This is a genomic window from Stenotrophomonas sp. GD04024 (genome assembly GCF_029837545.1).
GTDB lineage: Bacteria > Pseudomonadota > Gammaproteobacteria > Xanthomonadales > Xanthomonadaceae > Stenotrophomonas > Stenotrophomonas forensis.
Window position 1 is genome coordinate 1 of the sequence record NZ_JAOEDV010000065.1, and the last position, 25749, is coordinate 25749.

At 68.3% G+C, this 25749-nt stretch carries 26 protein-coding genes; 14 read left to right on the forward strand and 12 right to left on the reverse strand.

The features are described 5' to 3' along the window. Window positions 1–716 (reverse strand): 4-hydroxy-tetrahydrodipicolinate reductase (dapB, locus tag N7590_RS16980; protein WP_279935745.1); only part of this gene is annotated, 716 nt, incomplete at its 3' end. Window positions 717–788: 72 nt separating this feature from the next. Between dapB and N7590_RS16985 the strand changes: the two genes are divergently transcribed. The 4 genes from N7590_RS16985 (at window position 789) to N7590_RS17000 (ending at window position 3217) form a co-directional block, all read left to right on the forward strand. After that, on the forward strand, window positions 789–1568 hold the full coding sequence (locus N7590_RS16985; protein ID WP_180878202.1) for a 3-oxoacyl-ACP reductase: 780 nt from the start codon (window positions 789–791) through the stop codon (window positions 1566–1568). A gap of 4 nt (window positions 1569–1572) precedes the next feature. After that, complete coding sequence (locus N7590_RS16990; RefSeq protein ID WP_053449633.1) at window positions 1573–1968, forward strand: MerR family transcriptional regulator; 396 nt, start codon at window positions 1573–1575, stop codon at window positions 1966–1968. Between the two features lie 67 nt (window positions 1969–2035). After that, entirely contained in the window at window positions 2036–2617 is a 582-nt protein-coding gene (locus N7590_RS16995) for an NAD(P)H-dependent oxidoreductase (protein ID WP_164241713.1), read from the forward strand. Between the two features lie 138 nt (window positions 2618–2755). Next, complete coding sequence (locus tag N7590_RS17000; RefSeq protein WP_164241714.1) at window positions 2756–3217, forward strand: DUF4304 domain-containing protein; 462 nt, start codon at window positions 2756–2758, stop codon at window positions 3215–3217. Window positions 3218–3321: 104 nt separating this feature from the next. Here N7590_RS17000 and N7590_RS17005 read toward each other — a convergent pair whose 3' ends face one another. The 3 genes from N7590_RS17005 to N7590_RS17015 are packed head-to-tail and all read right to left on the reverse strand — an operon-like array spanning window position 3322 to window position 5683. Beyond that, a complete protein-coding gene (locus N7590_RS17005; RefSeq protein WP_164087009.1) occupies window positions 3322–3567 on the reverse strand; it encodes a DUF6587 family protein in 246 nt (81 codons plus the stop codon). Next, window positions 3567–5432 carry a ferrous iron transporter B gene (locus tag N7590_RS17010; protein WP_164241715.1) on the reverse strand — a complete coding sequence of 622 codons (1866 nt, stop codon included), beginning with the start codon at window positions 5430–5432 and terminating at the stop codon, window positions 3567–3569. The genes N7590_RS17005 and N7590_RS17010 overlap by 1 nt, the downstream gene beginning before the upstream one ends. Next, on the reverse strand, window positions 5429–5683 hold the full coding sequence (locus N7590_RS17015; protein ID WP_005409473.1) for a FeoA family protein: 255 nt from the start codon (window positions 5681–5683) through the stop codon (window positions 5429–5431). The genes N7590_RS17010 and N7590_RS17015 overlap by 4 nt, the downstream gene beginning before the upstream one ends. Window positions 5684–5802: 119 nt before the next feature. Here N7590_RS17015 and N7590_RS17020 point away from each other — a divergent pair, with 119 nt between their 5' ends. From N7590_RS17020 to yeiP, 5 genes are all read left to right on the forward strand, one after another. After that, window positions 5803–6591, forward strand: coding sequence for an enoyl-CoA hydratase/isomerase family protein (locus tag N7590_RS17020; RefSeq protein ID WP_049457462.1), 789 nt, complete (start codon window positions 5803–5805; stop codon window positions 6589–6591). Window positions 6592–6593: 2 nt separating this feature from the next. Next, window positions 6594–6995: a VOC family protein gene (locus tag N7590_RS17025; RefSeq protein ID WP_008265306.1), complete on the forward strand. Its 402-nt coding sequence runs from the start codon at window positions 6594–6596 to the stop codon at window positions 6993–6995. Further along, window positions 6992–7888, forward strand: a complete 897-nt coding sequence (locus N7590_RS17030; protein ID WP_279935747.1) for a hydroxymethylglutaryl-CoA lyase — start codon at window positions 6992–6994, stop codon at window positions 7886–7888. Before N7590_RS17025 ends, N7590_RS17030 begins: the two co-directional genes overlap by 4 nt. A 100-nt stretch (window positions 7889–7988) precedes the next feature. Continuing rightward, entirely contained in the window at window positions 7989–8759 is a 771-nt protein-coding gene (locus tag N7590_RS17035) for an SDR family NAD(P)-dependent oxidoreductase (protein WP_164241717.1), read from the forward strand. A 48-nt stretch (window positions 8760–8807) separates the two neighbouring features. Continuing rightward, a complete protein-coding gene (yeiP, locus tag N7590_RS17040) occupies window positions 8808–9374 on the forward strand; it encodes an elongation factor P-like protein YeiP (RefSeq protein ID WP_005409468.1) in 567 nt (188 codons plus the stop codon). Window positions 9375–9455: 81 nt separating this feature from the next. Here the strand turns inward: yeiP and N7590_RS17045 are convergent, their stop codons facing one another. From N7590_RS17045 to N7590_RS17060, 4 genes are all read right to left on the reverse strand, one after another. Next, window positions 9456–10151 (reverse strand): MliC family protein, encoded by a 696-nt coding sequence (locus N7590_RS17045; RefSeq protein WP_164241718.1) that lies wholly within the window; start codon window positions 10149–10151, stop codon window positions 9456–9458. Window positions 10152–10234: 83 nt separating this feature from the next. Further along, window positions 10235–10627 carry a nuclear transport factor 2 family protein gene (locus N7590_RS17050; protein WP_164241719.1) on the reverse strand — a complete coding sequence of 131 codons (393 nt, stop codon included), beginning with the start codon at window positions 10625–10627 and terminating at the stop codon, window positions 10235–10237. Next, complete coding sequence (locus N7590_RS17055; RefSeq protein ID WP_164241720.1) at window positions 10608–13757, reverse strand: multidrug efflux RND transporter permease subunit; 3150 nt, start codon at window positions 13755–13757, stop codon at window positions 10608–10610. The genes N7590_RS17050 and N7590_RS17055 overlap by 20 nt, the downstream gene beginning before the upstream one ends. Window positions 13758–13793: 36 nt before the next feature. Beyond that, complete coding sequence (locus N7590_RS17060; protein WP_279935748.1) at window positions 13794–14942, reverse strand: efflux RND transporter periplasmic adaptor subunit; 1149 nt, start codon at window positions 14940–14942, stop codon at window positions 13794–13796. A gap of 129 nt (window positions 14943–15071) precedes the next feature. Between N7590_RS17060 and N7590_RS17065 the strand changes: the two genes are divergently transcribed. Together N7590_RS17065 and N7590_RS17070 are read left to right on the forward strand one after the other, a co-directional pair. Continuing rightward, on the forward strand, window positions 15072–15788 hold the full coding sequence (locus N7590_RS17065; protein WP_279935749.1) for a response regulator: 717 nt from the start codon (window positions 15072–15074) through the stop codon (window positions 15786–15788). Then, complete coding sequence (locus tag N7590_RS17070; protein ID WP_164241722.1) at window positions 15788–16864, forward strand: ATP-binding protein; 1077 nt, start codon at window positions 15788–15790, stop codon at window positions 16862–16864. Before N7590_RS17065 ends, N7590_RS17070 begins: the two co-directional genes overlap by 1 nt. Here the strand turns inward: N7590_RS17070 and N7590_RS17075 are convergent. The 3 genes from N7590_RS17075 to N7590_RS17085 all read right to left on the reverse strand — a co-directional run bounded on the left by N7590_RS17075 (window position 16842) and on the right by N7590_RS17085 (window position 20429). After that, window positions 16842–18638, reverse strand: a complete 1797-nt coding sequence (locus N7590_RS17075; protein ID WP_164241723.1) for a DUF4105 domain-containing protein — start codon at window positions 18636–18638, stop codon at window positions 16842–16844. The genes N7590_RS17070 and N7590_RS17075 overlap by 23 nt on opposite strands. A gap of 40 nt (window positions 18639–18678) precedes the next feature. Further along, on the reverse strand, window positions 18679–18978 hold the full coding sequence (locus N7590_RS17080; RefSeq protein WP_006439835.1) for a DUF2388 domain-containing protein: 300 nt from the start codon (window positions 18976–18978) through the stop codon (window positions 18679–18681). 62 nt (window positions 18979–19040) lie between these two features. Continuing rightward, window positions 19041–20429 carry an FAD-binding oxidoreductase gene (locus N7590_RS17085; RefSeq protein ID WP_164241724.1) on the reverse strand — a complete coding sequence of 463 codons (1389 nt, stop codon included), beginning with the start codon at window positions 20427–20429 and terminating at the stop codon, window positions 19041–19043. A 169-nt stretch (window positions 20430–20598) separates the two neighbouring features. On the opposite strand from N7590_RS17085, the gene serA reads away from it, so the two are divergent. After that, entirely contained in the window at window positions 20599–21840 is a 1242-nt protein-coding gene (gene serA, locus N7590_RS17090; RefSeq protein WP_164241725.1) for a phosphoglycerate dehydrogenase, read from the forward strand. 70 nt (window positions 21841–21910) lie between these two features. Here the strand turns inward: serA and N7590_RS17095 are convergent, their stop codons facing one another. Continuing rightward, window positions 21911–22525, reverse strand: coding sequence for an NUDIX hydrolase (locus tag N7590_RS17095; protein ID WP_164241726.1), 615 nt, complete (start codon window positions 22523–22525; stop codon window positions 21911–21913). Between the two features lie 133 nt (window positions 22526–22658). Between N7590_RS17095 and N7590_RS17100 the strand changes: the two genes are divergently transcribed. Both N7590_RS17100 and N7590_RS17105 read left to right on the forward strand, forming a co-directional pair. Continuing rightward, a complete protein-coding gene (locus N7590_RS17100) occupies window positions 22659–24134 on the forward strand; it encodes an amino acid permease (RefSeq protein ID WP_006439800.1) in 1476 nt (491 codons plus the stop codon). A gap of 82 nt (window positions 24135–24216) precedes the next feature. Then, window positions 24217–25644, forward strand: coding sequence for an amino acid permease (locus tag N7590_RS17105; protein ID WP_164241727.1), 1428 nt, complete (start codon window positions 24217–24219; stop codon window positions 25642–25644). The last annotated feature ends 105 nt before the right edge of the window (window positions 25645–25749 follow it).

The following is a 25749-nucleotide window of genomic DNA, read 5'->3' on the forward strand; positions in this document are numbered from 1 at the left end:
TGCAGCAGGTCCCGCACCCGGTAGTTGCCGGCCGCCCGGCCATGCAGCTGGCGGGCGGCGAACAGCGCGCCGCGGGCAAAAATGTCGCGGTTGCTGGCCCGGTGCACCAGCTCGATGCGCTCACCGGGGCCGGCGAACTGCACCAGATGCTCGCCGACGATATCGCCGGCACGCAGGCTGGCGTAGTGCGGCTGCGCCCCACCCCGCTGCGCGGCCGCCCCCAGGGTCAGCGCGGTGCCCGACGGCGCGTCCTTCTTCTGGGTGTGGTGCGATTCGACGATGTCACAGTCCCAGCCGGCCAGCGCCTGTGCGGCGCGCTCGACCAGCTCGTCCAGCACCGCCACGCCCAGGCTGAAGTTCGAAGCCCAGACCAGCGGGATCTTCGCTGCCGCGGCCTCCAGCGCCTGGCGCTGCGTACTGGAGATGCCGGTGGTGCCCGACACCAGGCCCGCGCCCCGCTCCACGCACAGCGCCAGCATCGGGTCGAAACCCTCCGGCAGGCTGAAGTCGATTGCCACATCGAACACCGGCGCGCCGGGCAGCTCGCTGGCGGCGAAGAACGGCACGCCGTCGACCACGCGCTGGGCCGGCGCGCGGCCGGTCACCGCCGCCACGATCTGCAGGGTTTCGGGGTGTTCGGCGGCCAGCCGCAGCAGGGCCTGGCCCATGCGCCCGGAGGCGCCGTGAATGAGCAATCGCAGGGGAGTCTGGTTCATGCCCGCAGGCTAGCGGCAGCGCACCCGCTCCGGCAAGCGCCATCGCTGCTACGCTGCATGCCCTTTCACGCAATGGATGGCAGTTCCACCATGCAGATCAGCGAACAACTGGTGCTGGTCACCGGCGCCGGCCGCGGCCTTGGCACGCACATTGCCCGCGCCTTCGCCGCGCAGGGTGCGCGCGTCATCGTGAACTACCACCGCAGCGAGGCCACCGCACGGGCCCTGGCTGCCGAACTGGGCGGACAGGCGATCGCGCTGCCGGCCGACGTCACCGATCGCGCCCAGGTCGACGCCATGCTGCAGCAGGCGCTGGCGCACTTCGGCCAGGGCGTCACCACCGTGGTCAACAACGCGCTGGCGAGCTTCTCGTTCAATGGCGATGCGCGCGACAGCGCTGCCGATATCGGCTGGCCGGCCTTCCAGGCCCAGTTCGAGGGCAGCGTGCGTGGCGCGCTCAACACCGTGCAGGCCGCCCTGCCCGGCATGCAGGCGCGCCGTTTCGGCCGCGTCATCAACATCGGCACCAACCTGTTCCAGAACCCGGTCGTGCCCTACCACGACTACACCGCGGCCAAGGCCGCGCTGCTGTCACTGACCCGCACCCTGGCCGGCGACCTCGGCCCGCATGGCATCACCGTCAACATGCTGTCCGGCGGCCTGCTGCGCACCACCGATGCCAGCGCTGCCACGCCCGAGGCGGTGTTCGACTACATCGCCGCCAACACCCCGCTGCGCAGCGTCACCACCCCGGCCGAGTTCGCCGATGCGGCGCTGTTCTTCGCCAGCCCCTGGTCACGCGCGGTGACCGGCCAGAACCTGGTGGTCGATGGCGGGCTGGTGCGGGACTGAGCCGATGCGCATCTCCGAGGTCAGTCGCCTGACCGGCGCCAGCGCCAAGGCCATCCGCCTGTACGAGGCGCGCGGCCTGCTGCCACCGGTGCCGCGCGTGAACCGCTACCGCGACTACAGCGAGCAGGACGTGGCCTGGGTGCAGCTGATCCGCCAGGCGCTGGCACTGGGCATCACCCTGGCGGCGGTCTCCCGGCTGCAGGGTGGCGATGGGCGGCTCGACTGGCCGGCCGTGCTGGCCCTGCTGGAGCAGCAGCGCAGCCGCATTGCGTGTGAGCGCGCACGGCTGGAGCAGGTCGAGCTTGACCTGCAGCAGGTCAGCGACGAACTACGGCAGTGGCTGCACTCCGGCAGTGGCGACTGCGTCCTGCAACCCAGCGGCTGCCCTGTCGGCGCCTGACCCGGCGTTTGACTCTGCCCCAGGGGCATAGCCCAACCTCGCGCACTTTCCATTGCCCGAGGTTGCCGTGTCCCGCTCCATCCTTGTCCTGCTGGGCCACCCCGACCGCGACAGCCTGTGCGGCGCCCTCGCCCAGCGCTACGCCACCGCTGCCGAAAACGCCGGCCACCGGGTGCGCCTGATCGCATTGGGCGAGCTCGAATTCGACCCGGTGCTGCGCCACGGCTACCGCCAGATCCAGCCCCTGGAAGCCGATCTGCAGGACGTCGCCGATGCGATCGAAGCCTGCGATCACCTGGTGCTGGTCTATCCCACCTGGTGGGGCGCGATGCCGGCCCTGCTGAAGGGCCTCTTCGACCGCGTGCTGCTGCCGGGGTACGCCTTCCGCTACCGGCGCGATTCGGTGTGGTGGGACCGGCTGCTGGCCGGCCGCAGCGCACGGGTAATCACCACCCTGGACACACCGCCCTGGTATTACCGCTGGATCTACCGCGACCCGGGCATTGTGCAGATCCGCACCACCATCCTGGCGTTCTGCGGCTTCCGCCCAGTGAAGATCAGCCGCCTCGGTGCGGTGCGCAGCAGCACGCCGGCGCAACGCAGCAGCTGGCTGGCGCTGGCAGCGGAGCTGGGGTCCCGCGCCAGGTAGGCCCACGCCATGGGCAAGGCGCGCGAACCAAGGTTCGCACCCACCTGGGGCGCTCGTTGCGCGTGTCGCGTTTGCCAATTGACCCCCGCGCACGGCGCGACAAGGCTGTGGGCCCTTCCTCCAGCCCAGGCGGGCCCCATGAAATCCGCGACGGTCTTCAGCAGATGCGCAAGGAAGACAGGCTTTGCCGGGACCACCACCACCCGCTACCGGCTGCTGGAGGGCGCCCTGCTTGTCGTGAATCACCAACGCGCCAGCGAACACCGGGGCTTCTATGTGAATGCCGGGCTCTACTTTCCAGAGCTGCTTGAGTATCCGCTTGCGCCTTGCGACCTGGAAACTGCGTTCAGGTACCGCTCCAGCATTCCCACGCCGCATGTCGACTGGCGGATCGAAGAGACGCCCGGCCTGCGCCGGGCCTTCATCCAGCAGGATCTGGATGATCTGCTTGAGGCAGGCAATCGTGATGCGCTGAAAGGCCTGCTGCTCGGTGCCCTTGCCGATGTGGCGGGCTTCGCGGAAGCCCACGGAAACCGCGAGTCGGTGCGGCGGTTGAATCGGGACGGAAACTTCCGCGCGCTCATCCGCAGGGAGGTCTGAACCCGGGAGGCGTGCGAACCAAGGTTCGCACCCACCGGGTGAAGGTCGCACCCACTGCGCGAAGTTCACACCTATCGGGCGGCCGCAGCCGAGCAAGCCCGGCGCTACTTCTTGGTCGGCCCGCAGCTGTCGCAACCGCCACATGCGCCACCGCCGCCCGTAGTCGGCGGCGCGATTTTCCGGCCCAGCGCCTGCAGCCAGGCAGCGCGGCCCGGCTTCAGCAGGGCCAGCGCCAGTGCGCCGCGCACCCTGCGCACGGTGCCCGGGAACTGCTTCTTCAACACCACCCAGGCGCTGACCAGCACGGCCACCGCGATGATCAGGTATTGCAGCAGCAATCCGCTGTCCATCAGCCGCCTCCCAGCGCCCGGGTCACCTGGTAGGTGATCAGCGCCGCCACGTAGGCCGCGGCGAACAGGTAGAACGCCGAAAAGGCCATCGTCTTCCACGAATTGGTTTCGCGCTTGATGGTGGCCAGCGTCGAGATGCACATCGGGGCGTAGATGTACCAGACCAGCAGCGACAATGCGGTGGCCAGCGACCAGCCGTCGCTGATCAGCGGGGTCAGCGCCTGGCTGGCGGCATCGTCATCGGCCGCCGACAGCGCGTACACAGTGGCCAGCGAGGACACGGCCACTTCGCGCGCGGCCAGGCCCGGGATCAGCGCGATGCAGATCTGCCAGTTGAAGCCCAGCGGCGCGAAGAACACCGCCATCGCGTGCCCGATCTGGCCGGCGTAGCTGTAGTCGATGGCCGGCATCGTGGCGCCCACCGGCGCCGCCGGGAACGACAGCAGCACCCACAGCAGGATGGTCAGCGCCAGGATGATGCCGCCGACGCGCTTGAGGAAGATCATGCCGCGCTCGTACAGGCCCACCGCCAGGTCGCGCACATGCGGCAGGCGGTACGACGGCAGTTCCAGCATCAGCGGATGCTCGCTCTTGTCGCGGCGCCACTTCTTCATGATCCACGACATCGCCAGCGCACTGAGGATGCCGGCCGCATACAGGCCGAACAGCACCAGGCCCTGCTGGTTGAACACGCCCCACACGGTCTTCTGCGGGATGAACGCACCGATCAGCAGCGCATACACCGGCAGGCGCGCCGAGCAGGTCATCAGCGGCGCGACCAGGATCGTGGCCAGGCGGTCGCGCGGGTCCTGGATGCTGCGGGTGGACATGATGCCCGGCACCGCACAGGCGAAGCTGGACAGCAGCGGGATGAACGAGCGGCCGGACAGGCCGGCTGCCGCCATCATGCGGTCGAGCAGGAAGGCCGCACGCGGCAGGTAGCCGGACTCTTCCAGCACCAGGATGAAGAAGAACAGGATCAGGATCTGCGGCAGGAACACCACCACGCCACCGACGCCGGCGATGATGCCGTCGGTCAGCAGGCTGGCCAGCGGCCCTTCCGGCAGCACGCTGCCGACGAAGGCGCCGAGCCAGGCGAAGCCGGCCTCGATGGCATCCATCAGCGGCGTTGCCCAGGCGTAGACCGCCTGGAAGATCAGGAACATCACCACCGCCAGGCTGACCAGGCCGAACACCGGGTGCAGCAGCCAGCGGTCCAGCGCGTCATCGATCTTGGCGGTACGTGCCGGCATGCGCACGGCCACCGACAGGATCTGGCGCACCTTGGCGTGGTAGTCGATGCTGCCTTCCGGGCCCGGCACCGGTGCATCCAGGTGCGGCACCATCGCATCCAGGCGCTCGACCAGCGCCTTGGCACCCTGCTTGCGCACCGCCACGGTTTCCACCACCGGCACGCCCAGCTCGCGCTCCAGCGCAGCCACGTCCACCTGGATGCCGCGGCGCTGGGCGGCATCGACCATGTTCAGCGCCACCACCATCGGCTTGCCCAGCTCGCGCAGCTCCAGCGCGAAGCGCAGGTGCAGGCGCAGGTTGGTGGCATCGATCACGCACAGCAGCACGTCCGGCGCGGCTTCGCCCGGGTAGAAGCCGCGGCACAGGTCGCGGGTGATCGCCTCGTCCAGGCTGGCCGGCTGCAGGCTGTACGCGCCCGGCAGGTCGAGCACGGCGAATTCTCGGCCGGACGGCGCACGCAGGCGGCCTTCCTTGCGCTCGACGGTGACGCCGGTGTAGTTGGCGACCTTCTGCCGGCTGCCGGTCAGCTGGTTGAACAGGGCGGTCTTGCCACTGTTCGGGTTGCCGACCAGCGCAACGCGCAGGGGAGCGGTAGAGGCAGTAGCGGTCATGCACGTCGTTCCTGGCTGGCGGCGTCAACCACGACGCGCTTGGCTTCACTGATGCGCAGCGCGAACCGGGTGAACCCGACCTGCACCAGCAGCGGCTCCCCGCCTACCGGGCCCTTGGCCACCAGGCGCACTTCCTCGCCCTTGACGAAACCCAGCTCGCGCAGGCGACGGGCAATGGCATCGTTGGCATGCAGGTCCTGCACGGATTCGACCACGGCCGAGGTGTGCAGCGGCAGTTCGGACAGCGTCATCTAGCGTAATCTCTGCTGGATGTAAATGGTTCTCGATTCTAACATTCCCGCGTCGCGTCATGGCCCATGACCAATGGCCCGCTATGATCCATACAGGTATGGAGTGACCCTGGAATCCCATGAACGATGCTTTGCAGATCGAGCGCCGTGGCGCCGTCCTCACCCTCTGGCTGAACCGGCCGGAGCTGCACAACGCCTTTGACGCCAGCCTGATCGCGCGGCTGACCGCCGCGCTGGAAGCCGCCGGCCGCGATGATGCGGTCCGCGCGGTGGTGGTGGCCGGCCACGGCGCCTCCTTCTCGGCCGGGGCCGACATGCAGTGGATGCGTGGCATGGCCGCCGCCAGCGAGGCGGACAACCGCGAGGACTCGCTGGCCCTGGCAAGGCTGATGCGCACCCTGGACGAGCTGCCCAAGCCGACCCTGGCCCGGGTCCACGGCGCCGCCTTCGGTGGCGGCGTCGGCCTGGTCGCCTGCTGCGACATCGCCATCGCCAGCACCTCGGCCCGCTTCGGCCTGACCGAAAGCCGCCTCGGCCTGCTGCCGGCGGTGATTTCGCCCTACGTGATCGAGGCCATCGGCCCGCGCCAGGCCCGGCGCTGGTTCGCCACCGGCGAGCACTTCGACGCCGATACCGCCCTGCGCATCGGCCTGGTCCACCAGCTGGTCGAGCCCGAGCGCCTGGACGAGGCACTGGAACGCCAGCTGGCCCTGCTCGACAAGGCCGGCCCGATCGCCTCGTCCACCGCCAAGCAGCTGGTCCGGCAGGTCCGCGACAGCCATGACCGCGACGCGCTGGATCGGGATAATGCCGCGCTGATCGCGCGCCTGCGGGTCTCCGCCGAGGGCCAGGAAGGCCTGGGCGCGTTCCTCGACAAGCGCGCCCCCCACTGGGTCACGGAAGCCTGAACATGCTCGATCATCTTGGTTTGACCAGCGCCGACCTGGCGCGCAGCAAGGCCTTTTTCCTGCACGCGCTGGCGCCGCTGCAGATCGGCGTGGTGATGGAAGTGACCGCCGAACAGAGCGGCGCCCACGACCACATCGGTTTCGGTAGCGACGGCAAGCCGTTCTTCTGGCTCGGCAATGGCGGCACCGCCAGCCACGGCGTGCACGTGGCCTTCGCCTGTGCCAGCCGCGCGCAGGTAGATGCCTTCCATGCCGCCGCCCTCGCCGCCGGCGGCCGCGACAATGGCGCCCCCGGCCTGCGCCCGTGGTACCACCCGGATTACTACGGCGCCTTCGTGCTCGACCCGGACGGCAACAACATCGAAGCGGTCTGCCACCGCCCCGGCTCCGAGGTGGAGGCATGAGCGACTACGTCCGCATCGTCGAAGTCGGTCCGCGTGACGGCCTGCAGAATGAAAAGCAGTCGGTGTCCACCGCCGACAAGATCGAACTGATCAACCGCCTGTCGGCCACCGGCCTGCGCAGCATCGAGGCGACCAGCTTCGTCAGCCCGAAGTGGATCCCGCAGCTGGCCGATGCCGCCGAGGTCTATGCCGGCATCCAGCGCAGGCCCGGCGTCAGCTATCCGGTGCTGGTGCCGAACGAACAGGGTTACGACCGTGCCCGCGCGGTCGGCGTGGAGGAAGTGGCGGTGTTCACCGCCGCCTCCGAAGCGTTCAACCGCACCAATACCAATGCCGGCATCGACGAGTCGCTGGCCCGTTTCGAGCCGATCCTGCGCCGTGCCGCCGCCGATGGCGTGCGTGTGCGCGGCTATGTGTCCACCGTGCTCGGCTGCCCCTACCAGGGCGAAGTACCGCTGGCCGACGTGGTGCGCGTGGCCCGTGCCCTGCACCAGATGGGCTGCTACGAAATCTCGCTGGGCGACACCATCGGCGTCGGTACCCCGCGCAAGGCACGGGCCATGCTGCAGGCGGTCGCCGCCGAGATTCCGATGGCGGCGCTGGCCGTGCACTTCCACGACACCTACGGCCAGGCCATCGCCAACATCGCCACCTGCCTGGAAGAAGGCGTGCGCGTGGTCGACAGCGCCGTGTCCGGCGCCGGTGGCTGCCCGTATGCCAAGGGCGCCAGCGGCAATGTGGCCAGCGAAGACGTGGCCTACCTGCTGCAGGGCCTCGGCCTGGACAGCGGCGTGGACCTGCCGGCACTGGCCGAGACCGGCTGCTGGCTGGCCGGCCTGCTCGGCCGCGCCACCGCCAGCCGCACCGGACAGGCGCTTGCCGCCGCCGGCTGACCGCCGCACCGCGCCGCCACGCAAAGGCGGCGCAGTGCACAACAGCGACGGTCGTGGCTTCCGTTAGAATCGGCGGTTCTCGAACCTGCAGGACCGTTCAATGCAGCTGTCTTCCGTACGTGCCGTGATCACTGGCGGCGTCTCCGGGCTCGGCCTGGCCGTGGCCCAGCACCTCGTCGCCCAGGGCGGCAAGGTGGCCCTGTTCGACCTCAACGACGACAAGGGCGCAGCCGCCGTTGCCGAACTGGGTGCCGACAAGGCCCGCTATTTCAACGTCAACGTCAGCGATGAGGCGGCCGTCTCGTCAGCCATCGATCAGGCCCACGATTTCCTCGGTGGCCTGAACGTGGCGATGAACTGCGCCGGCATCCTCGGCGCCGGTCGCGTGCTGGGCAAAGAGGGCCCGATGCCGCTGGCCGGCTTCCAGGGCACGGTGATGGTCAACCTGGTCGGCAGCTTCAACGTGGCCAAGGCCGCGGCCAACCGCATGCAGCACAACGAGGCCGGCACCGACGGCGAGCGCGGCGTGATCATCAACACCGCCAGCATCGCCGCCTATGAAGGCCAGATCGGCCAGGCCGCGTATGCCGCCAGCAAGGGCGGCGTGGTCTCGATGACGCTGCCGATGGCGCGCGAACTGTCGCGCTTCGGTATCCGCGTCAACACGATTGCGCCGGGCGTGTTCTGGACGCCGATGGTCGACGGCATGCCCGAATCCGTGCAGCAGTCGCTGGCCGCCTCGATCCCGTTCCCGTCGCGCCTGGGCAAGCCGGAAGACTTCGCCAGCCTGGTTGGCTTCATCCTCGGCAACACCTACCTCAATGGCGAGACCATCCGCCTGGACGGCGCTACCCGCCTCGCTCCGAAGTGATTCCCCCGGGCGCCGGGACGGCGCCCTCCCCCAACGACCAACATCATCATGAAAGCCAACGACATCAAGAAGGGCAACGTCGTCGAGTACAACAACGGCGTGTACCAGATCCGCGACATCGAGCGCAGCTCGCCGCAGGGTCGCGGCGGCAACGTCCGCTTCCGCTTCATCATGTACAGCGTGCCGGGCGGCAACAAGCTCGACGCCAGCTTCGATGCCGACGACAACCTGGTCGAGGTCGAACTGCTGCGCCGCCAGTCCACCTATTCGTACAAGGACGGCGACGCCTTCGTGTTCCTCGATGACGAGGACTACACCCCGTACACGCTGGACGCGGACGTGATCGGCGACGACGCCGGCTACATCACCGACGGCCTGACCGGCATCTACGTGCAGGTCATTGACGAGCAGCCCGTGGCGATCCAGCTGCCGGCCTCGGTGGTGCTGGAAGTGATCGAGACCCCGCCGGAACTGAAGGGTGGCACCGCCACCAAGCGCCCGAAGCCGGCCAAGCTCAACACCGGTATCGAGATCATGGTGCCGGAGTACATCGTCAACGGCGAACGCGTGCTGGTGAACACCGCCACCGGTGAATTCGCCGGACGCGCCGACTAAGCGCCTCGAGCTGCCTGCGGCGCACGCCGCCACAGGCAGCATCTTCGTGCAGCCGGGCACTGTCCCGGCTGCACGGATCACTTACGGCTGCTGGGCACCGAAATTACCGCAACCGTGGTACTGGCGCGTGCCAATGGTCAGATTCACCTTGGCGTCGAATGATTCGCCACTCATGTCGTCCTGGCAGGTGGTGCGCTGGAAGCTGAGCTTGACGTCGGTACCATCGGCCGCCTTTCCGCTCCAGCCATCGGCGCCTTCGGTGGGCTTGGCCACGTCGAAGCGGCGCTCACCATAATCCACTTCCACCTGCAGGCCGGGCCTGTCGCCATCCACGACCGCCAGCCAGCCCGGTTCGTTGCCGGTGGCACGGAACGCCGCGTTGCCCGCGCTGCCATCGCCCTCGGTGGCCTCCACCGCGTGGCATTCGCGGTCCGGCTCGCCCTTCAGGCTCAACAGGCCGTCATCGCTGCCCTTGGTCCAGAAGCTGTTGCCCTGGCCATCACCATACTTCGCACCCGACGCCGCGCGCTCGGAGGTCATCGCAAAGGTGCGATCGCCAATCACCACCGTGGCCGCATCCTCGCCATTGAAGGTCGCGCGCACGTTCAGATCGCCGCATTGGTACAGGGTCTCGCTGCCGGCGCCGGTGCTGGCAGCCGGTTCGGGCGCGGCCGGCGGCGCGGCATCATTGCCGCCCGCGGCGGGCGGCTGTGCCGGCTGGCACGCGGCCAGCACCAATGCCAGGGAGGCTGCCAACAGACTGGGAACTACACGCATGGCTCGACTCCTTGTCGACACGACTGAGAGGTTCGACCCTATCACCTGGCGGTGAGCGGGGCCTGAAAGCGGCCTGACCACGCTCACGCGGCCAGCACCGCCATCGACAGCAGTTGGGCGCCGCCGTCGCCGGAACTGCAGGTCCACACCCGCAGCAGGCGCAGTTTCAGTTCGCGCTCGCGGTCCTGCCGGCACACCGCCAGGCGCACGTCGCTGGACAACAGCGCCAACCGCCCGCACAGCAGCGTCTCCACCGTGTCCACCTGCAGGCTGCGCACCTGCAGGTGGCCTGCGAGCCACTCGCCCAGCCAGGGCAGGTCGAGCATGCGCCCGCCCTGGCCATCCATCATGAACAGCGCTGGCGATACCAGCGTGCCCAGCGCATCGTGGTCACCGGCCAGCAGTGCCTGGCACAGACGCTGCTCCAGTGCGATCAACTGCAGTTCATGCAGGTCTTCAACGATGTCCCGTTCCATCCGCGGATCCTTCCGGCATCGGCCGGCGCCTGCGCAGGCGTTGCGCGATCCATTGCCGCGCGCCCTGCACCACTACATAGAAGACCGGCACGAAGAACACCGCCAGCACGGTCGCGCTGACCATGCCGCCGAACACGCCGGTTCCGATCGCCTGTTGGGTTTCCTTCGACGCGCCCTGCGCCAGCATCAGCGGCACCACGCCCAGCGCGAACGCCAGCGAGGTCATCACGATCGGCCGCAGGCGCAGCCGCGCCGCCTCCAGCGCCGCTTCGGCCAGGCCGCGCCCCTGCTGCTGCAGCTGTCGTGCGAACTCGACGATGAGGATCGCGTTCTTCGCCGACAGCCCGATCACCGTAATCATGCCCACCTTGAAGAACACGTCGTTGGGCATGCCGCGCAACAACACCGCCGCGACCGCACCGAGCAGGCCCAGCGGCACCACCAGCATCACCGCCAACGGGATCGACCAGCTCTCGTACAGCGCCGCCAGCACCAGGAACACCACCAGCATCGACAACAGCAGCAGCCACGGTGCCTGTGCGCCCGATTCGCGCTCCTGCAGCGATTGGCTGGTCCACTGCAGGGCGAAGCCGGAGGGCAGCTGCCTGGCCAACCGCTCCATCTCCGCCATCGCCTGGCCGGTCGACACGCCCGATGCCGGTGCGCCGGACAGATTCAGCGCCGGGAAACCGAGATAGCGCTGCAGCTGCAGCGGCGCCTCGGTCCAGTGCGGCGTGACCAGTTCGGACAGCGCCACCATGCCGCCTTCGCTGTTGCGCACGTACAGCTTCAGCACGTCCTCCAGTTCCATCCGGTGCGGTGCGTCGGCCTGCAGGATCACCTGCTGCAACCGGCCCTTGTTGGGGAAATCGTTGACGTACTGCGAGCCCATCGCTGCCGACAGCGTGCTGCTGATGTGCTCGAAGCCCACGCCCATCGCCTCGGCCTTGGCGCGGTCGATGTCCAGCCGCACGCTGGTGCCGGCCGGCAGGCCATCGGCATGCACCTCCGACAGCAGCGGGCTGGCCTCGGCCAGTTTCAGCAGCTGCTGCAGGGCCGCACGCAACTCGGCCTGGCTCTGCCCGGTCCGCGCCTGCAGGGCGAGCGAGAAGCCGGATGAACGCCCCAGGCTGTCGATTGCCGGTGGCATCACGCTCATCACCTCGCCCTCGGCGACGGCCGCCATCGCCTTCTGCGCCGCCGCCACCTCACTGGCTGCGGTAGCACCGGCGCGCTCGCCCCAGTCCTTCAGCATGGTGTAGGTCAGCGCCGCGCTCGGGCCCGAACCGGAAAAGCTGTAGCCGAGGATCGACTGGTTGGAGCCGATGCCCGGGCGCGACGCCACGTGCCGTTCGTAGGCTTCGACCACCGCCAGGGTGCGCTCGGCCGTGGCTTCGGCGGGCAGCTGGATCGAGGTCATGAAATAGCCCTGGTCCTCTTCCGGCAGGAACGCGCCGGGCAGCCAGTGCAGCCCCAGCAGCAACGCGGCCACCAGCGCGGCGAACACGCCCATCACCCGCCCGCTCCGCTGCAGCACCGAGGCCACGCCGCGCTGGTAACGCCCGGTCATCCTCTCGAAGCCACGATTGAAGGCGCCGAACAGCCCGCCACGACCGTGATGGCCATGGCTGTTCGGGCGCAACAAGGTCGCGCACAACGCTGGCGTGAGGCTCAGCGCCAGCAGCGCCGAGAACAGGATCGACACCGCCATCGCCACGGTGAACTGGCGGTAGATCGCGCCCACCGAGCCGCTGGCCAGCGCCATCGGAATGAACACCGCGGTCAGTACCAGGGTGATGCCGATCACCGCGCCGGTCAGCTCGCGCATCGCCTTGATGGTGGCCTCGCGCGGTGGCAGGCCCTCCTCGGCCATGATCCGCTCCACGCCCTCGACCACCACGATCGCATCGTCGACGATGATGCCGATCGCCAGCACCATGCCGAACATGGTCAGCACGTTGATCGAGAAGCCCAGCGCCAGCATCACCGCGAAGGTGCCCAGCAGCGCGATCGGGGCGACCAGCGCCGGAATCAGCGTATAGCGCCAGTTCTGCAGGAACAGGTACATCACCGCAAACACCAGCAGCATCGCTTCGAGCAGCGTCTGCACCACCTTCTGGATCGAGATCTTGACGAACGGCGCGGTGTCGAACGGAATGCTCGACTCCACGCCACGCGGCAGCAGCGGTGCCAGCTCGGCCATGCGCTCGCGCACTGCGCCGGCGGTTCGCACTGCGTTCGCGCCCGGGCGCAGCTGCACGCCGGCCGCCGTCGCCGGATGGCCGTCTTCCCGCGTGCCCCAGGCGTAACTCTGCGCGCCCAGCTCCACGCGTGCGACGTCACCCAGCACGACCCGCGAACCGTCGGCGGCCGCCCGCAGCACGATGGCGGCGAACTGTTCCGGCGTGGACAACTGGCCATCGGCGCTCAGCGGCACGGTGATGCGCTGGCCGGGGACGGCCGGCGAATCGCCGATGCGGCCCGGCGAGATCTCCAGGTTCTGCTGCTCGATGGCGGCGGCCACATCGCCCATGGTCAAGCCATAGCCGGTCAACCGGGTCGGGTCCAGCCACACCCGCATGGCCTGCTCGGCACCGAACAGCTGCACGCGGCCGACGCCATCGATGCGGCGCAGCTCTTCGATGATGTTGCGCGCCATGAAGTCACCCAGCGCCGCCTCGCTGACGCTGGCATCCGGCGAGCGCAGGCCGACCAGCATCAGGAAGCCGGAATCGGCCGCTTCCACGAACAGGCCGTTCTGGCGCACGCTGCGCGGCAGGCGGGGTTCGATCGCCTTGATCCGGTTCTGCACATCCACCTGCGCCAGCTCCGGGTTGGTCCCCGGCTTGAAGGTGGCGGTGATCGAGGCTTCGCCGGAGGTATCCACCGACGATTCGAAGTACAGCAGGTGCTTGACGCTGGACAGCTCGCGCTCGATCAGGCCGACCACCGCGTCGTTCAGCGTCTGCGGGCTGGCCCCCGGGTAGCTGGCATAGATGCTGACGCTGGGCGGCGCGACGGCCGGATAGCGCTCCACGGCCAGGCGAGGAATCGCCAGTACGCCCGCCAGGATGATGAAGATCGCCAGCACCCAGGCGAATACCGGGCGATCGATGAAGAAACGTGCCATGTTGGATTTCCCTGGAGAGACTGGCCCGGGAAAGGCTCAGCCCTTGCTGCCGGCCTGCATCGCACCGGCGCTGGCGACCGGCCGCTGCCAGTCGCGCGCATCGACCACCACGCCTTCCTGCAGGCGCTCCTGGCCCTCGACCACCACCCGCTCGCCGGCCTTCAGCCCGTGCCGGACCAGCCACTGGCGATCAACGCTGCCGTCGACCTCCAGCGTGCGGATCACCGCCTTGCCATCGCCCGCGATCACCCAGGCATAGGCCTGGCCACCCGCGCTGCGCAGCACCGCCTGCTGCGGCACGGTCAATGCACTGGCCGGGGCGCCACGCGGCACCCTGGCACGCACGTACATGCCGGGCAGCAACTGGCGCTGCGGATTGTCGACCAGGATGCGCAGGATCACATCACCGGTACGCGCATCGACGTTGATGCCGGAGAACAGCAGCTGGCCGCGTTCGGACAGCGGCTTGCCGGCCGCGCCGATGATCGTCACCGGCAGTTCGCCACCGCCGGCGGCGCTGCGCTGCAGCGACTCCAGCTGCGGGGCCGGCTGGCGCACGTCGACGTAGACCTGGTCGATCTGCTGCACCACCGCCATCGGCTCGGCATCGGCGACCCCGACCAGCGCGCCTTCGCTCACCAGTGCCTGGTCGATGCGGCCGGCAATCGGCGCACTGACCGTGGCGTAGCGCAGGTCGAGCTGGCGGCGGGCCAGGATCGCGCGTGCTTCGTTCACTGCCGCGCGTGCCTGTTCGTACTCGGCACTGGCATCATCGCGATGCTGCTGGCTGACCGCCTGCGCGGCAGCCAGCGCATGCAGGCGCTGCGACTGCACGCGGCTGCGGCCCAGCGCTGCTTCACTGCGCTGCAGCGCAGCCAGCGCCGAATCGACGTCGGCACGGAATGCCGCCGGATCAATCTGGAACAGGGCCTGGCCAGCACTTACTTCGGCGCCCTGCTCGAACAGGCGGCGCTGCACGATGCCGCCCACCTGCGCGCGGATCTGCGCCGTGCGTACCGCGGCCACGCGACCGGGCAGTTCGTCGTCACGCTGCACCACCTGCGGGCCGACAATGACCACGCTGACGCGCGGTGCGGCTTCGGGGGTGGCTTCGGGGGAGGAGCAGGCCGTCATGGCCAGAGCGATGGCCGCGATCAACGCGGCCGGAGTCCTGAAGGTTCTCATTGCTGTGCACAATGCCGCGCGGGCGGCTGAAAGGTCCTGAAGAACGCAGTGTGCGGGGCGATGATGGGGTTTCGATGGAGGAACTGTGGAGATACGATGGAGGCAAGCACCTTAAGGCCCCGCCCCCGCATGCATGCCTCCCCTGCCCTGGCCGCCCTCGTCCTGATTGTCGAGGATGAGGCCGAGATCGCCGATATTCTCACCGCCTATCTGGAACGCGAAGGACTGCGCACCCTGCGTGCCGCCGATGGCCACGGCGCGCTCGACCTGCACCGCAGCGCCCGCCCCGACCTGGTCCTGCTGGACGTGCAGCTGCCTCGCCTGGATGGCTGGAGCGTGTTGACCCAGCTGCGCCAACGTGGCGAAACGCCGGTGATCATGCTGACCGCGCTGGACCAGGACCTGGACAAGCTGACCGCACTGCGCATGGGCGCCGACGACTACGTGGTCAAGCCGTTCAACCCGGCCGAGGTGGCTGCGCGCGTGCGCGCCGTGCTGCGGCGTACGCTGCGCGCCTCGCGCGTGGATGCACCCAGCGCGCTGCGCGTGGGCCCGCTGCTGATCGACTCGGCAACCCATGCCGTGCACGTGGAGGGCGACGGCTACAGCCATGAAGTCCTGCTCACCCTCACCGAGTTCAAGCTGCTGCACTGCATGGCATTGGCCCCCACGCGCATCTTCAGCCGCAGCGATCTGATGCACGAGTGCCTGCCGGAGAGCGAGGCGCTGGAGCGAACCGTCGACAGCCATGTCAGCAAGCTGCGCCGCAAGCTGGATGAGGTGGGCATGCTCAATGTACCGGCCAGCGTGCGCGGCGTCGGTTACCGGTTGATGGCCGACCGCTGATGGGCACCCTGCGCCGCTCCGGCCTGAGCCGCCACATCATCGTCTCGATGTCGCTGATGGTGATCGGCGTGATCGTGATGATGATCCTGTCGTCGTGGCTGTTGTATGCGGTGCTGGTCGAGTTCTTCCCCGGCAGTGCCGAGGAGCCGGAAAGCTGGCTGCCTACCGGGCCGGAGCTGGCGTGGATGGTCGGGGTGATCCTGACCGGACTGGCCCTGGCCATCGCCGCCTCGTTCCGGCTTGCGCACCGCATCCTGTCGCCGTTGAATTCGCTGGTCGACAGCGTCCGCGCGCTGGCCGGCGGCGATCTCGGTGCACGCGCCAGTGTCGAAGAAAACTCGCCAGGCGAAGTGGCCACCCTGGTCGAAGACTTCAATGCGATGGCGCGGCGCCTGCAGCACATGGAGAGCGAGCGGGCCATGTGGCACGCCGCCATCGCCCACGAGCTGCGCACGCCGGTGACGATCCTGCGTGGCCGCCTGCAGGGGCTGGCCGAAGGCGTGTTCCAGCCTGACGAATCACAGTTCCGCAGCCTGCTTGCCCAGGTCGAGGGCCTGTCGCGCCTGATCGAGGACCTGCGCGTGCTGAGCCTGTCCGACAATGCAAGGCTGGACGTGCGCCGCGCGCGCACCGACGTGGTGGCCGAGGTGCATTCGGTGATGACCCTGGTCGACCCGCAGTTCCGCACCGCCGGTTTCGTGCTGGAACTGGAAACCAGCCGTGAGGAACACAACGCGCACTGCGATCCGACCCGGCTGCGCCAGGCGCTGCTGGCGCTGCTGGAGAACGCGCGGCGCTACGCCAGCCCGGGCAAGGTACGGATTGCCGTGCATGACACGCCGGGGCATGTACAGGTGGCCATCGAAGACGAGGGACCGGGCATCGACCCCGCCCTGCACGCCGATATCTTCACTCCGTTCATGCGCGCCGACGGTTCGCGTTCGCGCCAGGGCGGCGGCAGCGGGCTCGGCCTGGCGGTGGTCAAAGCCATCGCCGACGCGCACGGTGGCCGCGTCTACTGCATCCCGGGCAGCGCCGGCGGCAGCCGCTTCGTCATCGAACTGCCGCGCCAGTAGGCGAGCTGGCGGCCTGCGTGCGCAGGTGAGCACCAAGCGCGGCCAGATTGGCATCGATCGCATCCATTTCCTCGCGCTGGTTCACCGGCAACTGCTGGCGCAGCTGCAGGCGCAGCGCCTGCCACGCCGGCACCGCCTGCGCACTGGCAGTGGCCACGGCCTGCATCAGGAGCGCCTGTTCGTCGGCCAACGGCAATCCATAGCCATCGCCATGCAGCAACGTACCCGGACGCAGCCATTGCCCACTCTGCTCCAGCAGCCCGCGCAGGTTGCGGGCCTGGGCACTGTCCGGTGCACCCAGCAGCTGCCGCTTGAGCACATCGCGCGCGCGTAGTTCGGCACGCCGTTGCGCAGCCTGCTCCAGCAGCAGCAGGCCCGCGCTGGCGCGCAGGTCGCCCTGCAGCAGCCACGGTGCCCGCTGCCGTGCGGGCAGCTTCAGCCAGCCGCGTACATCGCGCGTGGGCAGCGCCAGCTGGCCGGCAGCCACATCGAACAACTGCTGATAGTGGTCACGCGCCGAGGCAAAGTAATAGCCCTGCGCCTGTGCTGAATCGCGATCGGCCAGCACGTGCTCGTCCAGCACCTGCAGGCGCGCCAGCCGGCGCTTCAGCCCGCGCGGACTCAGCTGCGCCAGGCCGGCGCTCCCAAGCCGTGGCACGCCGGCCTGCAGCAGCTTCGCGGTTTCCACCGCGCAGTTGTTGCTGACGAAGTAATAGCGCCCGTCATAGCTCCAGTGCACCTGCGCGGTGCGCTCGAGCAGGCTGACGATCTCGTCGCGATCCAGCTGCAACGGCAGCGACTGCAGGCCGCGAAGTTCAACCTTGGTGTACTCGTCCACCACCTGCTGCAGTGGCAGCACGAACAGCCGCGAGGGGTAGCCGCCGGTCAGGCCGCGCCAGTTTGAAATCTGCACGTCGCCGACAAAGGCGCGGAACGACAGCACGCGGTGGTACTCCAGGTCCAACCGACAGTCCGGGCCTGGCGCGCGGCCGGGCCGGCAGATCACCAGCCGCAGCATGCTGTGGCCCCAGCGGCTCATCGGTTGTGCGCTGCCTTCGGCAAACAGGTAATCCACCGCGTAAACCCGTGAGGGATCCAGCTGCAGCAGTGATGCCGCCCCCTCCTCCGGCTCCGCCTGCAGCAACGGAACGCGGCTATCGCACTGCGGCTGCGGCAGCGACGGCGGCGTGCCGAAGTGCCCCTGGTACCACTGCGCCAGTGCCGGGCGACGGCAGGTGAACTCGGCATCGAGCACGAAATGCTCGGCATTCACCGCCAGATACTCAGCCGGATCTTTCAGCTCATAACCGTCCGGGCTGCGAGCACGGAAGTCGTTGTGGCCGCGACCGAGATGCCACGGCTTGCGTTGCCACCCTGCCAGATCGCGCCAACGCGCACTGCGCGACCAGCCAGCACCACCACGATCCGCGACATGGGTCAGTTCGTGCACCAGTGCGCTGCGTCGCGCCCGTCGCGCACCGGGCACGCGGTCGTCCAGCAGGTCGCGGCGCAGCGTGATGCGGCCAGCAAATGCACGGCCATGCACCTCGGCGGGCAGGTCAGCGCCCCAGCGTACCTGTACCTGGGTCGGCAAGGCACGTAGCAGGCCGTCCGGCAGCAGTGACTGCACATCGGCCAGGGTCTGGCCAGCCACCTGCTGCTGCACAGGGCTCAGCCCTGCCGGGTCGAGCTGCAGGCGGTCGGCTGCGTGCGCGACGTGGGCGATCAGCAGTAGCGCCACGCCATGCGTGGCTGCGTTGCGTGCAGATGTCATGGCGTTGCCGGCCAGCGGCCGGCACTACCCGAAGGCCGGATCAGCGCGCCAGCAGCGCGCGGGCCAGCTGCAGGTCGCTCTGCTGCTGGGCAGCGGCATCCTGCTCGCGCAGGTGGACCAGCGCGGCCTGCAGGCGTGCGCCGCGGATCTGGCCGTCGCTGGCGACGAACGCAGCGGCATCATCGCGTGCGGCCTGCACCACCTTGTCGTCGCCCGAGCTGCTGGCCGAGGAACCGGAGGAAGCACCGGTGGCCGAGCCGGCCGAGGTGCCTGCGAAGCTGGAAGCGAAGCCGGCCAGCGGCAGGGACAGCAGGGCAAGCAGAACAAGCGGACGGGTCATCGATTCGAAGCCGGTTGTGGGAATGCGTGGAGCGTAACGGGTACGTGAAGGATTTGCCCGGCTCAGACGTCGAACAGCTTGCCGGGATTCAGCCGCGCTTGGGGATCGAACGCGCGTTTGACTGCCTTCATCAGCGCGATCTCGGCCGGGCCGCGGGTGCTGTCCAGGTAGCCCTTCTTGACCAGGCCGATGCCGTGCTCGGCGGAAATGCTGCCATCGAAACGGGCCAGCACCTGGGCCAGCAGCTTGGTCACGTGCTCGCACTGCGACACGAAATCGGCGTCAGGGGTGTCGTCCGGCTTGAGCACATTGATATGCAGGTTGCCGTCACCGATGTGGCCGAACCAGACCACGTCGAAATGCGGATAGGCCTGCCCGATCAGCGCCTGGGTCTCGGCCAGGAACGCCGGCATCGACGAGATCCGCACCGAGACATCGTTCTTGTACGGTTTGTAGCGTGCAAGCGACTCGGTGATGCCCTCGCGCAGGCGCCACAGCTGGGCGGCCTGGGCGTCACTTGCACTGATCACGCCATCGCTGACCCAGCCGTTGCCCATGCAGTCCTCGAACGCCGCCATCGCCGCCGCTTCCTGCGCGTCGTCGTTGGCCGCGAACTCGGTGACCACGTAATAAGGGTGCACCTCGTCGAACGGCGCCTGCGCACCATGCGCCAGCACGTGCTCCAGCGCCCGCTCGGTGAAGAACTCGAAGGCCTGCAGCTGCAGGCGCGCGCGGAACGCGGCGAACACCTGCATCAGCACCTCGAAGCTGGGGACGGCCAGCAGCATCACATTGCTGGCCGGCGGCGGGTCGGTCAGCTTCACCGTCGCCTCGACGATCACCCCCAGCGTACCTTCCGAGCCGATCAGCAGCTGGCGGAAGTCATAGCCGCTGGAGTTCTTGATCAGGCCCTTGTTGAGTTCGAGCAGCTCGCCGCTGGCGGTGACCACTTTCAGCCCGGCGATCCATTCGCGGGTATTGCCGTAACGGATCACGCGGATGCCGCCGGCATTGGTGGCGATGTTGCCGCCGATCGAGCAGGAACCGCGCGCCGCGAAATCGACCGGGTAGATCAGGCCGTGGTCGAGCGCGGCGTTGTGCACCGCCTCCAGCGGCATGCCGGCCTGCACCACCAGCGTGCGATCGACCGCGTCGTAGGACAGCGCCTTGTTCATCCGCTCCAGGCTGAGCACCAGCTCGCCGTTGGCCGCCACCGCGCCACCGGACAGGCCGGTGCGTCCACCCGACGGCACCACCGGCACGCCCTCGGCCGCGCTCCAGCGCATCACCGCCTGCACCTCTTCAACCATGGCCGGCAATGCAATCGCCAGCGGCGCCGGCGTCCAGCGCCGGGTCCAGTCGCGCCCGTAATGCTCCAGGTCGGCCGGATCGGTCTTCAGTTTCAGGCCGGGACAGGCCTGCTGCAGCGAGGCAATGCGGGAATCGGTCATGACGGTCCAGCGCGGTGCGTGAAGAACGGGCAAGCGTGCCAGTGGCGCGCGCCAGCGTCCAGCCCCGCACCCGTGCAGATAGCTACGGATGCAACCAATTGCGCACTGCACCATGGCCGGTGCGATCTGGCATAGTGGTCAGCCCCTGTCCCACTGGCCGTGTTGCCCCATGTCGCCGAAGAAGACCTCGTTCCCGAAGCAGGATATCCGCGTGCTGTTGCTGGAGGGGGTCAGCCAGACCGCCGTGGAGGTGTTCAGCGCCGCCGGCTACAGCCAGATCGAAGCGCACACCAAGGCGCTGCCCGAGGACGAACTGAAGGCGCGCATCGCCGAGGCGCACATCGTCGGCATCCGCTCGCGTACCCAGCTCAGCGCCGAGGTGCTGGCCGAGGCCAAGCGGCTGATCGCAGTGGGCTGCTTCTGCATCGGCACCAACCAGGTCGACCTGGGCGCGGCCGAGCTGGCCGGCATCCCGGTATTCAACGCCCCCTATTCCAACACCCGCAGCGTGGCCGAGCTGGTGATCGCCGAGGCGATCATGCTGACCCGTGGCATCCCGCAGAAGAACGCCGAATGCCATCGCGGCGGCTGGTCGAAGTCGGCCAGCGGCAGCCATGAAGTGCGTGGCAAGACGCTGGGCATCATCGGCTACGGCCACATCGGCACCCAGGTCGGCGTACTGGCCGAATCGCTGGGCATGCAGGTGATCTTCCACGACGTGGAAACCAAGCTGGCGCTGGGCAATGCCCGGGCCGCGGCCAGCCTGGACGATCTGCTCGCCCGCGCCGACATCGTCACCCTGCACGTGCCGGAAACCCCGTCCACGCAATGGATGATCGGCAGCACCGAGCTGGCGAAGATGCGCAAGGGCGCGCACCTGATCAACGCCGCGCGCGGCACCGTGGTCGACATCGATGCGCTGGACGCGGCGCTGGCCAGCGGCCACGTCGGTGGCGCCGCGCTGGACGTGTTCCCGGTCGAGCCGAAGGGCAATGGCGATATCTTCGAATCGCCGCTGACCCGCCACGACAACGTGATCCTGACCCCGCACGTGGGTGGCAGCACGCTGGAAGCGCAGGACAACATCGGCGTGGAAGTGGCCGCCAAACTGGTGCGCTACAGCGACAACGGCAGCACCCTGTCGGCGGTCAATTTCCCGGAAGTGACCCTGCCCGAGCACGCCGACAGCCTGCGCCTGCTGCACATCCACCAGAACGTGCCGGGCGTGCTGTCGAAGGTCAACGAGATCTTCTCGCGCCACAACGTCAACATCGACGGCCAGTTCCTGCGCACCGACCCGAAGGTGGGCTACGTGGTGATCGACATCACCGCCGGCGAGGAACAGGCCGCCGCGGTGCGCGACGAGCTGGCCGCGATCCCCGGCACGCTGCGCACGCGCATCCTGTACTGAAAAAAGGGGACAGAGGGGATTAAGTCGTTGATGCCACAAACGACTTAATCCCCTCCGTCCCCTTTTTATCTCAACGTGCCAGCCACCTGTGTGCCATGCGCTGCATGGATTCATCGGACTGCGGGTCGGCCGCGACTTCGGTCACCGGCCGCCAGGCCAGCTCCAGCGATTCCTCGCTGAGCACGAAGGCTTCGCCACCCAGCGCACGGATCACGAAACGCACGTCGTAGTGCCAGTGCCCCGGCACGTCCTTGCGCTCTGGAATCCAGTGCTTGTCCAGATCGAAGATGGCCGGGTCTTCCAGCACCAGGCCGCCCAGGCCTGATTCTTCCTCGGCTTCCTTCAGCGCCACCCGGGCCAGGTCGCGGTCGCCGTCGGCGTGGCCGCCCAGCTGCAGCCAGCGCTGCAGCTTGCGGTGGTGGGTCAGCAGCAGGCGCTGGCCATCGGCGCTGACCAGCCAGCAGCTGGCGGTGAAGTGGCCGGTCAGCCGTTCGCGCCGGAACGGATCTTCCGGATCGTCCAACAATGTGCCGAATTCGGCAGCCAGTGCGTCGTGGGCCGGCTCGCGGCGGGCATAGTCCCGCAGCAGGCCACGCAGGCGATCGTCAAGCACGGCAAGGGTTTCGGCGGTCTGGCTCATGAATGGGCGGCGTCTGGAAAAATACTGCTCATTATCGCCGTTCATTGTTGCGATTGCGCTTGTGCGTTGCCTTCAGCTTTGGCTAAGGTACAGCGGGCCGTTCGCGCGGCCTTCACCATTCCAGGGTTGCCGGCAACGTATCGGCGGCCCACCCAATCCGATCACTAGGAAGTACTGCATGCTGAAAGCTCTGTTGAGGGTCAAGCCGGTCCAACCGGCCGGGCACGTCGATGCCGGCGAACCCATCGAAGGCAGCCTGGACGGCGAAGCCACGTTGAAACGGACCCTCACGGCTAAACACCTCATCCTGCTTGGCGTGGGTGCGGTGATCGGCGCAGGTATCTTCGTGCTGACCGGCCAGGCCGCGGCCAACCACGCCGGCCCCGCCGTCATGCTGTCGTTCGTGATCGCCGGTTTCGCCTGCGCCCTGGCAGGCCTGTGCTACGCCGAGTTCGCGGCGATGATGCCGGTCTCCGGCAGCGCCTATTCCTACTCCTACGCCACCCTCGGCGAAGGCATGGCCTGGTTCATCGGCTGGTGCCTGGTGCTGGAGTACCTGTTCGCCTCGGCCTCGGTCGCGGTGGGCTGGTCGGCGTACCTGATCAGCTTCATCACCACTACGCTGCACATGCCGTTCCCGGACCTGCTCAGCGCCGCGCCCATCGCCTGGACCGGCAGCGAGTTCGTCTCCTCCGGCAAGCTGTTCAACCTGCCGGCGGTGCTGATCGTGGCGGCGGTGTCCGGCCTGCTGTACGTGGGCGTGACCCAGTCGGCCTTCGTCAACGCGATCATCGTGGCGATCAAGGTCACCGTCATCTGCCTGTTCATCGGCATCGGTGCGGCCCACATCGACCCGGCCAACTGGCAGCCGTTCATCCCGGAAAACACCGGCGTGCCGGGTGAGTTCGGCTGGAGCGGCGTATTCCGCGCGGCCACCATCGTGTTCTTCGCCTACATCGGCTTCGATGCGGTTTCCACCGCCGCCGGCGAGACCAAGGACCCGCAGCGCAACATGCCGATCGGCCTGCTCGGCTCGCTGGCGGTGTGCACCATCGTCTACATCATCGTCTGCGCGGTGCTGACCGGCATGATGCCGTACCACCTGCTGGGCACCGACAAGCCGGTGGCCACCGCGCTGGAGCCCTACCCGACCCTGTCGTGGCTGAAGACCCTGGTCGAGATCGGCGCCATCGCCGGCCTGTCCTCGGTGGTGCTGGTGATGATGATGGGCCAGACCCGCATCGCCTACACCATCTCCCGCGACGGCCTGCTGCCGAAATTCTTCGGCAAGGTCCACGCCCGCTTCCGCACCCCGTACGTCGCCACCATCGTGGTCGGCGTGATCGCCGCCGCACTGGCCGGCCTGGTGCCGCTGAACGTGCTGGGCGAACTGGTCTCGATGGGCACCCTGCTGGCCTTCGCCACGGTCTGCATCGGCGTGCTGGTGCTGCGCTATACCAAGCCGGAGATCCACCGCCCGTTCCGCGTGCCGATGGTGTGGATCATCTGCCCGCTGGGCGCGGCCACCTGCCTGTTCCTGTTCTGGCAGGCGTTCGTGGTGCACTGGCACCTGTTCGTTGGCTGGACGCTGCTCGGCCTGCTGATCTACCTGGGCTACGGCATCCGCAACAGCAAGCTGGCCAAGTCGCCCTGATCCGCCTACGGGCCGGCCTCGCGCCGGCCCGTCCGTTTTCCCCGCGCGCCGGTCATGGCGCGCTTCGACAAGACCACCACACATGTTGAAGCAACTGTGGGCCACCAAGCACCCGCATGCCGCCCATGAAGACGCCAACGGCCTCAGCCTGCGCCGCCACCTCGGCCCCTGGGGGCTGACCGCCCTCGGCATCGGCGCGGTGATCGGCGGCGGCATCTTCGTCATCACCGGCCAGGCCGCCGCCAACCACGCCGGCCCGGCGATCATGCTGTCGTTCGTGCTGGCCGCCATCTGCTGCGCCTTCTGCGCACTGGCCTACGCCGAGTTCGCCTCGATGGTGCCGGTGTCCGGCAGCGCCTACACCTATACCTATGCCACCTTCGGCGAGCTCTCGGCCTGGTTCATCGGCTGGATGCTGGTGCTGGAGTACGGCGTCTCCGCGTCAGCCGTGGCGGTCAGCTGGACCGGCTATTTCCTCAGCCTGCTCAGCCAGTTCGACATCCATCTACCGGCGGCGCTGGTCAGCGCGCCACTCGACGCGCAGCTGCGCCCGACCGGCGCGATCGCCAACCTGCCGGCCGCCGCGCTGGTACTGCTGCTGACCTGGCTGTGCTACGTCGGCATCAGCAAGTCCTCGGCGATGAACATGGCGATGGTCGTGCTCAAGACCGGCCTGATCGTGCTGGTCATCGTGGTCGGCTGGAAGTACGTCGACACCAGCAACTGGACCCCGTTCATTCCCGCCAACGAAGGCCCCGGCAAGTACGGCATGGAAGGCGTGCTGCGCGGCGCGGCGATGGTGTTCTTCGCCTACATCGGCTTCGAGGCGGTGTCGGTGGCGGCGCAGGAATCGAAGAACCCGCAGCGCGACATGCCGATCGGCATGATGCTGTCGCTGGCGGTCTGCACCGTGCTGTACATCGCCATGGCCGCTGTGATGACCGGCCTGGTGCCGTACCAGCTGCTGGGCACCGACGAGCCGGTGGTGACCGCGGTGGCCGCGCATCCGCAGCTGGGCTGGCTGCGCTGGGTGGTCGAGGTCGGCGCGCTGGTCGGCCTGTCCTCGGTGGTGCTGGTGATGATCATCGGCCAGCCGCGCATCTTCATGATCATGGGCCGCGATGGCCTGCTGCCGCCGGTGTTCACCAAGATCCATCCAAAGTACCGCACCCCGCACATCAACACCGTGATCACCGGCATCGGCATCGCGCTGCTGGCGGCGCTGTTCCCGCTGGACATCCTCGGTGAGCTGACCTCGATGGGCACGCTGATCGCGTTTGCTGCGGTGTGTGCCGGCGTGCTGATCCTGCGCCGCACCCAGCCGGACCTGCCGCGTCCGTTCCGCATGCCGATGGCGTGGCTGATCTGCAGCCTGGGCGTGCTGAGCTGCCTGGCGCTGCTGTCGGCGATGACGATGCACAACTGGATGCTGATGGGCGTGTGGACGTTCGTCGGCTTCGTCATCTACTTCTGCTACGGCTTCAAGCACAGCCGCCTGCGGGGGAAGTAAGGGGTTTTGCATTGCAGGGCCTGCGGCCCTGCACCCGCCTTTGAAGCCGGAGCAACGGCAACGGCGACAGCTGGGCTGAGGCTTTGGTGGGGCGGATTGGGTTAG

What these genes read in the sequence shown, in the direction of transcription:
- N7590_RS16985 (WP_180878202.1), top strand. Translation starts at nt 789, where the DNA reads ATGGATGGCAGTTCCACCATGCAGATCAGCGAACAACTGGTGCTGGTC.
- N7590_RS16990 (WP_053449633.1), top strand. Translation starts at nt 1,573, where the DNA reads ATGCGCATCTCCGAGGTCAGTCGCCTGACCGGCGCCAGCGCCAAGGCC.
- N7590_RS17000 (WP_164241714.1), top strand. Translation starts at nt 2,756, where the DNA reads ATGAAATCCGCGACGGTCTTCAGCAGATGCGCAAGGAAGACAGGCTTT.
- N7590_RS17005 (WP_164087009.1), bottom strand. Translation starts at nt 3,567, where the DNA reads ATGGACAGCGGATTGCTGCTGCAATACCTGATCATCGCGGTGGCCGTG.
- N7590_RS17010 (WP_164241715.1), bottom strand. Translation starts at nt 5,432, where the DNA reads ATGACCGCTACTGCCTCTACCGCTCCCCTGCGCGTTGCGCTGGTCGGC.
- N7590_RS17015 (WP_005409473.1), bottom strand. Translation starts at nt 5,683, where the DNA reads ATGACGCTGTCCGAACTGCCGCTGCACACCTCGGCCGTGGTCGAATCC.
- N7590_RS17020 (WP_049457462.1), top strand. Translation starts at nt 5,803, where the DNA reads ATGAACGATGCTTTGCAGATCGAGCGCCGTGGCGCCGTCCTCACCCTC.
- N7590_RS17025 (WP_008265306.1), top strand. Translation starts at nt 6,594, where the DNA reads ATGCTCGATCATCTTGGTTTGACCAGCGCCGACCTGGCGCGCAGCAAG.
- N7590_RS17030 (WP_279935747.1), top strand. Translation starts at nt 6,992, where the DNA reads ATGAGCGACTACGTCCGCATCGTCGAAGTCGGTCCGCGTGACGGCCTG.
- N7590_RS17035 (WP_164241717.1), top strand. Translation starts at nt 7,989, where the DNA reads ATGCAGCTGTCTTCCGTACGTGCCGTGATCACTGGCGGCGTCTCCGGG.
- yeiP (WP_005409468.1), top strand. Translation starts at nt 8,808, where the DNA reads ATGAAAGCCAACGACATCAAGAAGGGCAACGTCGTCGAGTACAACAAC.
- N7590_RS17045 (WP_164241718.1), bottom strand. Translation starts at nt 10,151, where the DNA reads ATGCGTGTAGTTCCCAGTCTGTTGGCAGCCTCCCTGGCATTGGTGCTG.
- N7590_RS17050 (WP_164241719.1), bottom strand. Translation starts at nt 10,627, where the DNA reads ATGGAACGGGACATCGTTGAAGACCTGCATGAACTGCAGTTGATCGCA.
- N7590_RS17055 (WP_164241720.1), bottom strand. Translation starts at nt 13,757, where the DNA reads ATGGCACGTTTCTTCATCGATCGCCCGGTATTCGCCTGGGTGCTGGCG.
- N7590_RS17060 (WP_279935748.1), bottom strand. Translation starts at nt 14,942, where the DNA reads ATGAGAACCTTCAGGACTCCGGCCGCGTTGATCGCGGCCATCGCTCTG.
- N7590_RS17065 (WP_279935749.1), top strand. Translation starts at nt 15,072, where the DNA reads ATGCATGCCTCCCCTGCCCTGGCCGCCCTCGTCCTGATTGTCGAGGAT.
- N7590_RS17070 (WP_164241722.1), top strand. Translation starts at nt 15,788, where the DNA reads ATGGGCACCCTGCGCCGCTCCGGCCTGAGCCGCCACATCATCGTCTCG.
- N7590_RS17075 (WP_164241723.1), bottom strand. Translation starts at nt 18,638, where the DNA reads ATGACATCTGCACGCAACGCAGCCACGCATGGCGTGGCGCTACTGCTG.
- N7590_RS17080 (WP_006439835.1), bottom strand. Translation starts at nt 18,978, where the DNA reads ATGACCCGTCCGCTTGTTCTGCTTGCCCTGCTGTCCCTGCCGCTGGCC.
- N7590_RS17085 (WP_164241724.1), bottom strand. Translation starts at nt 20,429, where the DNA reads ATGACCGATTCCCGCATTGCCTCGCTGCAGCAGGCCTGTCCCGGCCTG.
- serA (WP_164241725.1), top strand. Translation starts at nt 20,599, where the DNA reads ATGTCGCCGAAGAAGACCTCGTTCCCGAAGCAGGATATCCGCGTGCTG.
- N7590_RS17095 (WP_164241726.1), bottom strand. Translation starts at nt 22,525, where the DNA reads ATGAACGGCGATAATGAGCAGTATTTTTCCAGACGCCGCCCATTCATG.
- N7590_RS17100 (WP_006439800.1), top strand. Translation starts at nt 22,659, where the DNA reads ATGCTGAAAGCTCTGTTGAGGGTCAAGCCGGTCCAACCGGCCGGGCAC.
- N7590_RS17105 (WP_164241727.1), top strand. Translation starts at nt 24,217, where the DNA reads ATGTTGAAGCAACTGTGGGCCACCAAGCACCCGCATGCCGCCCATGAA.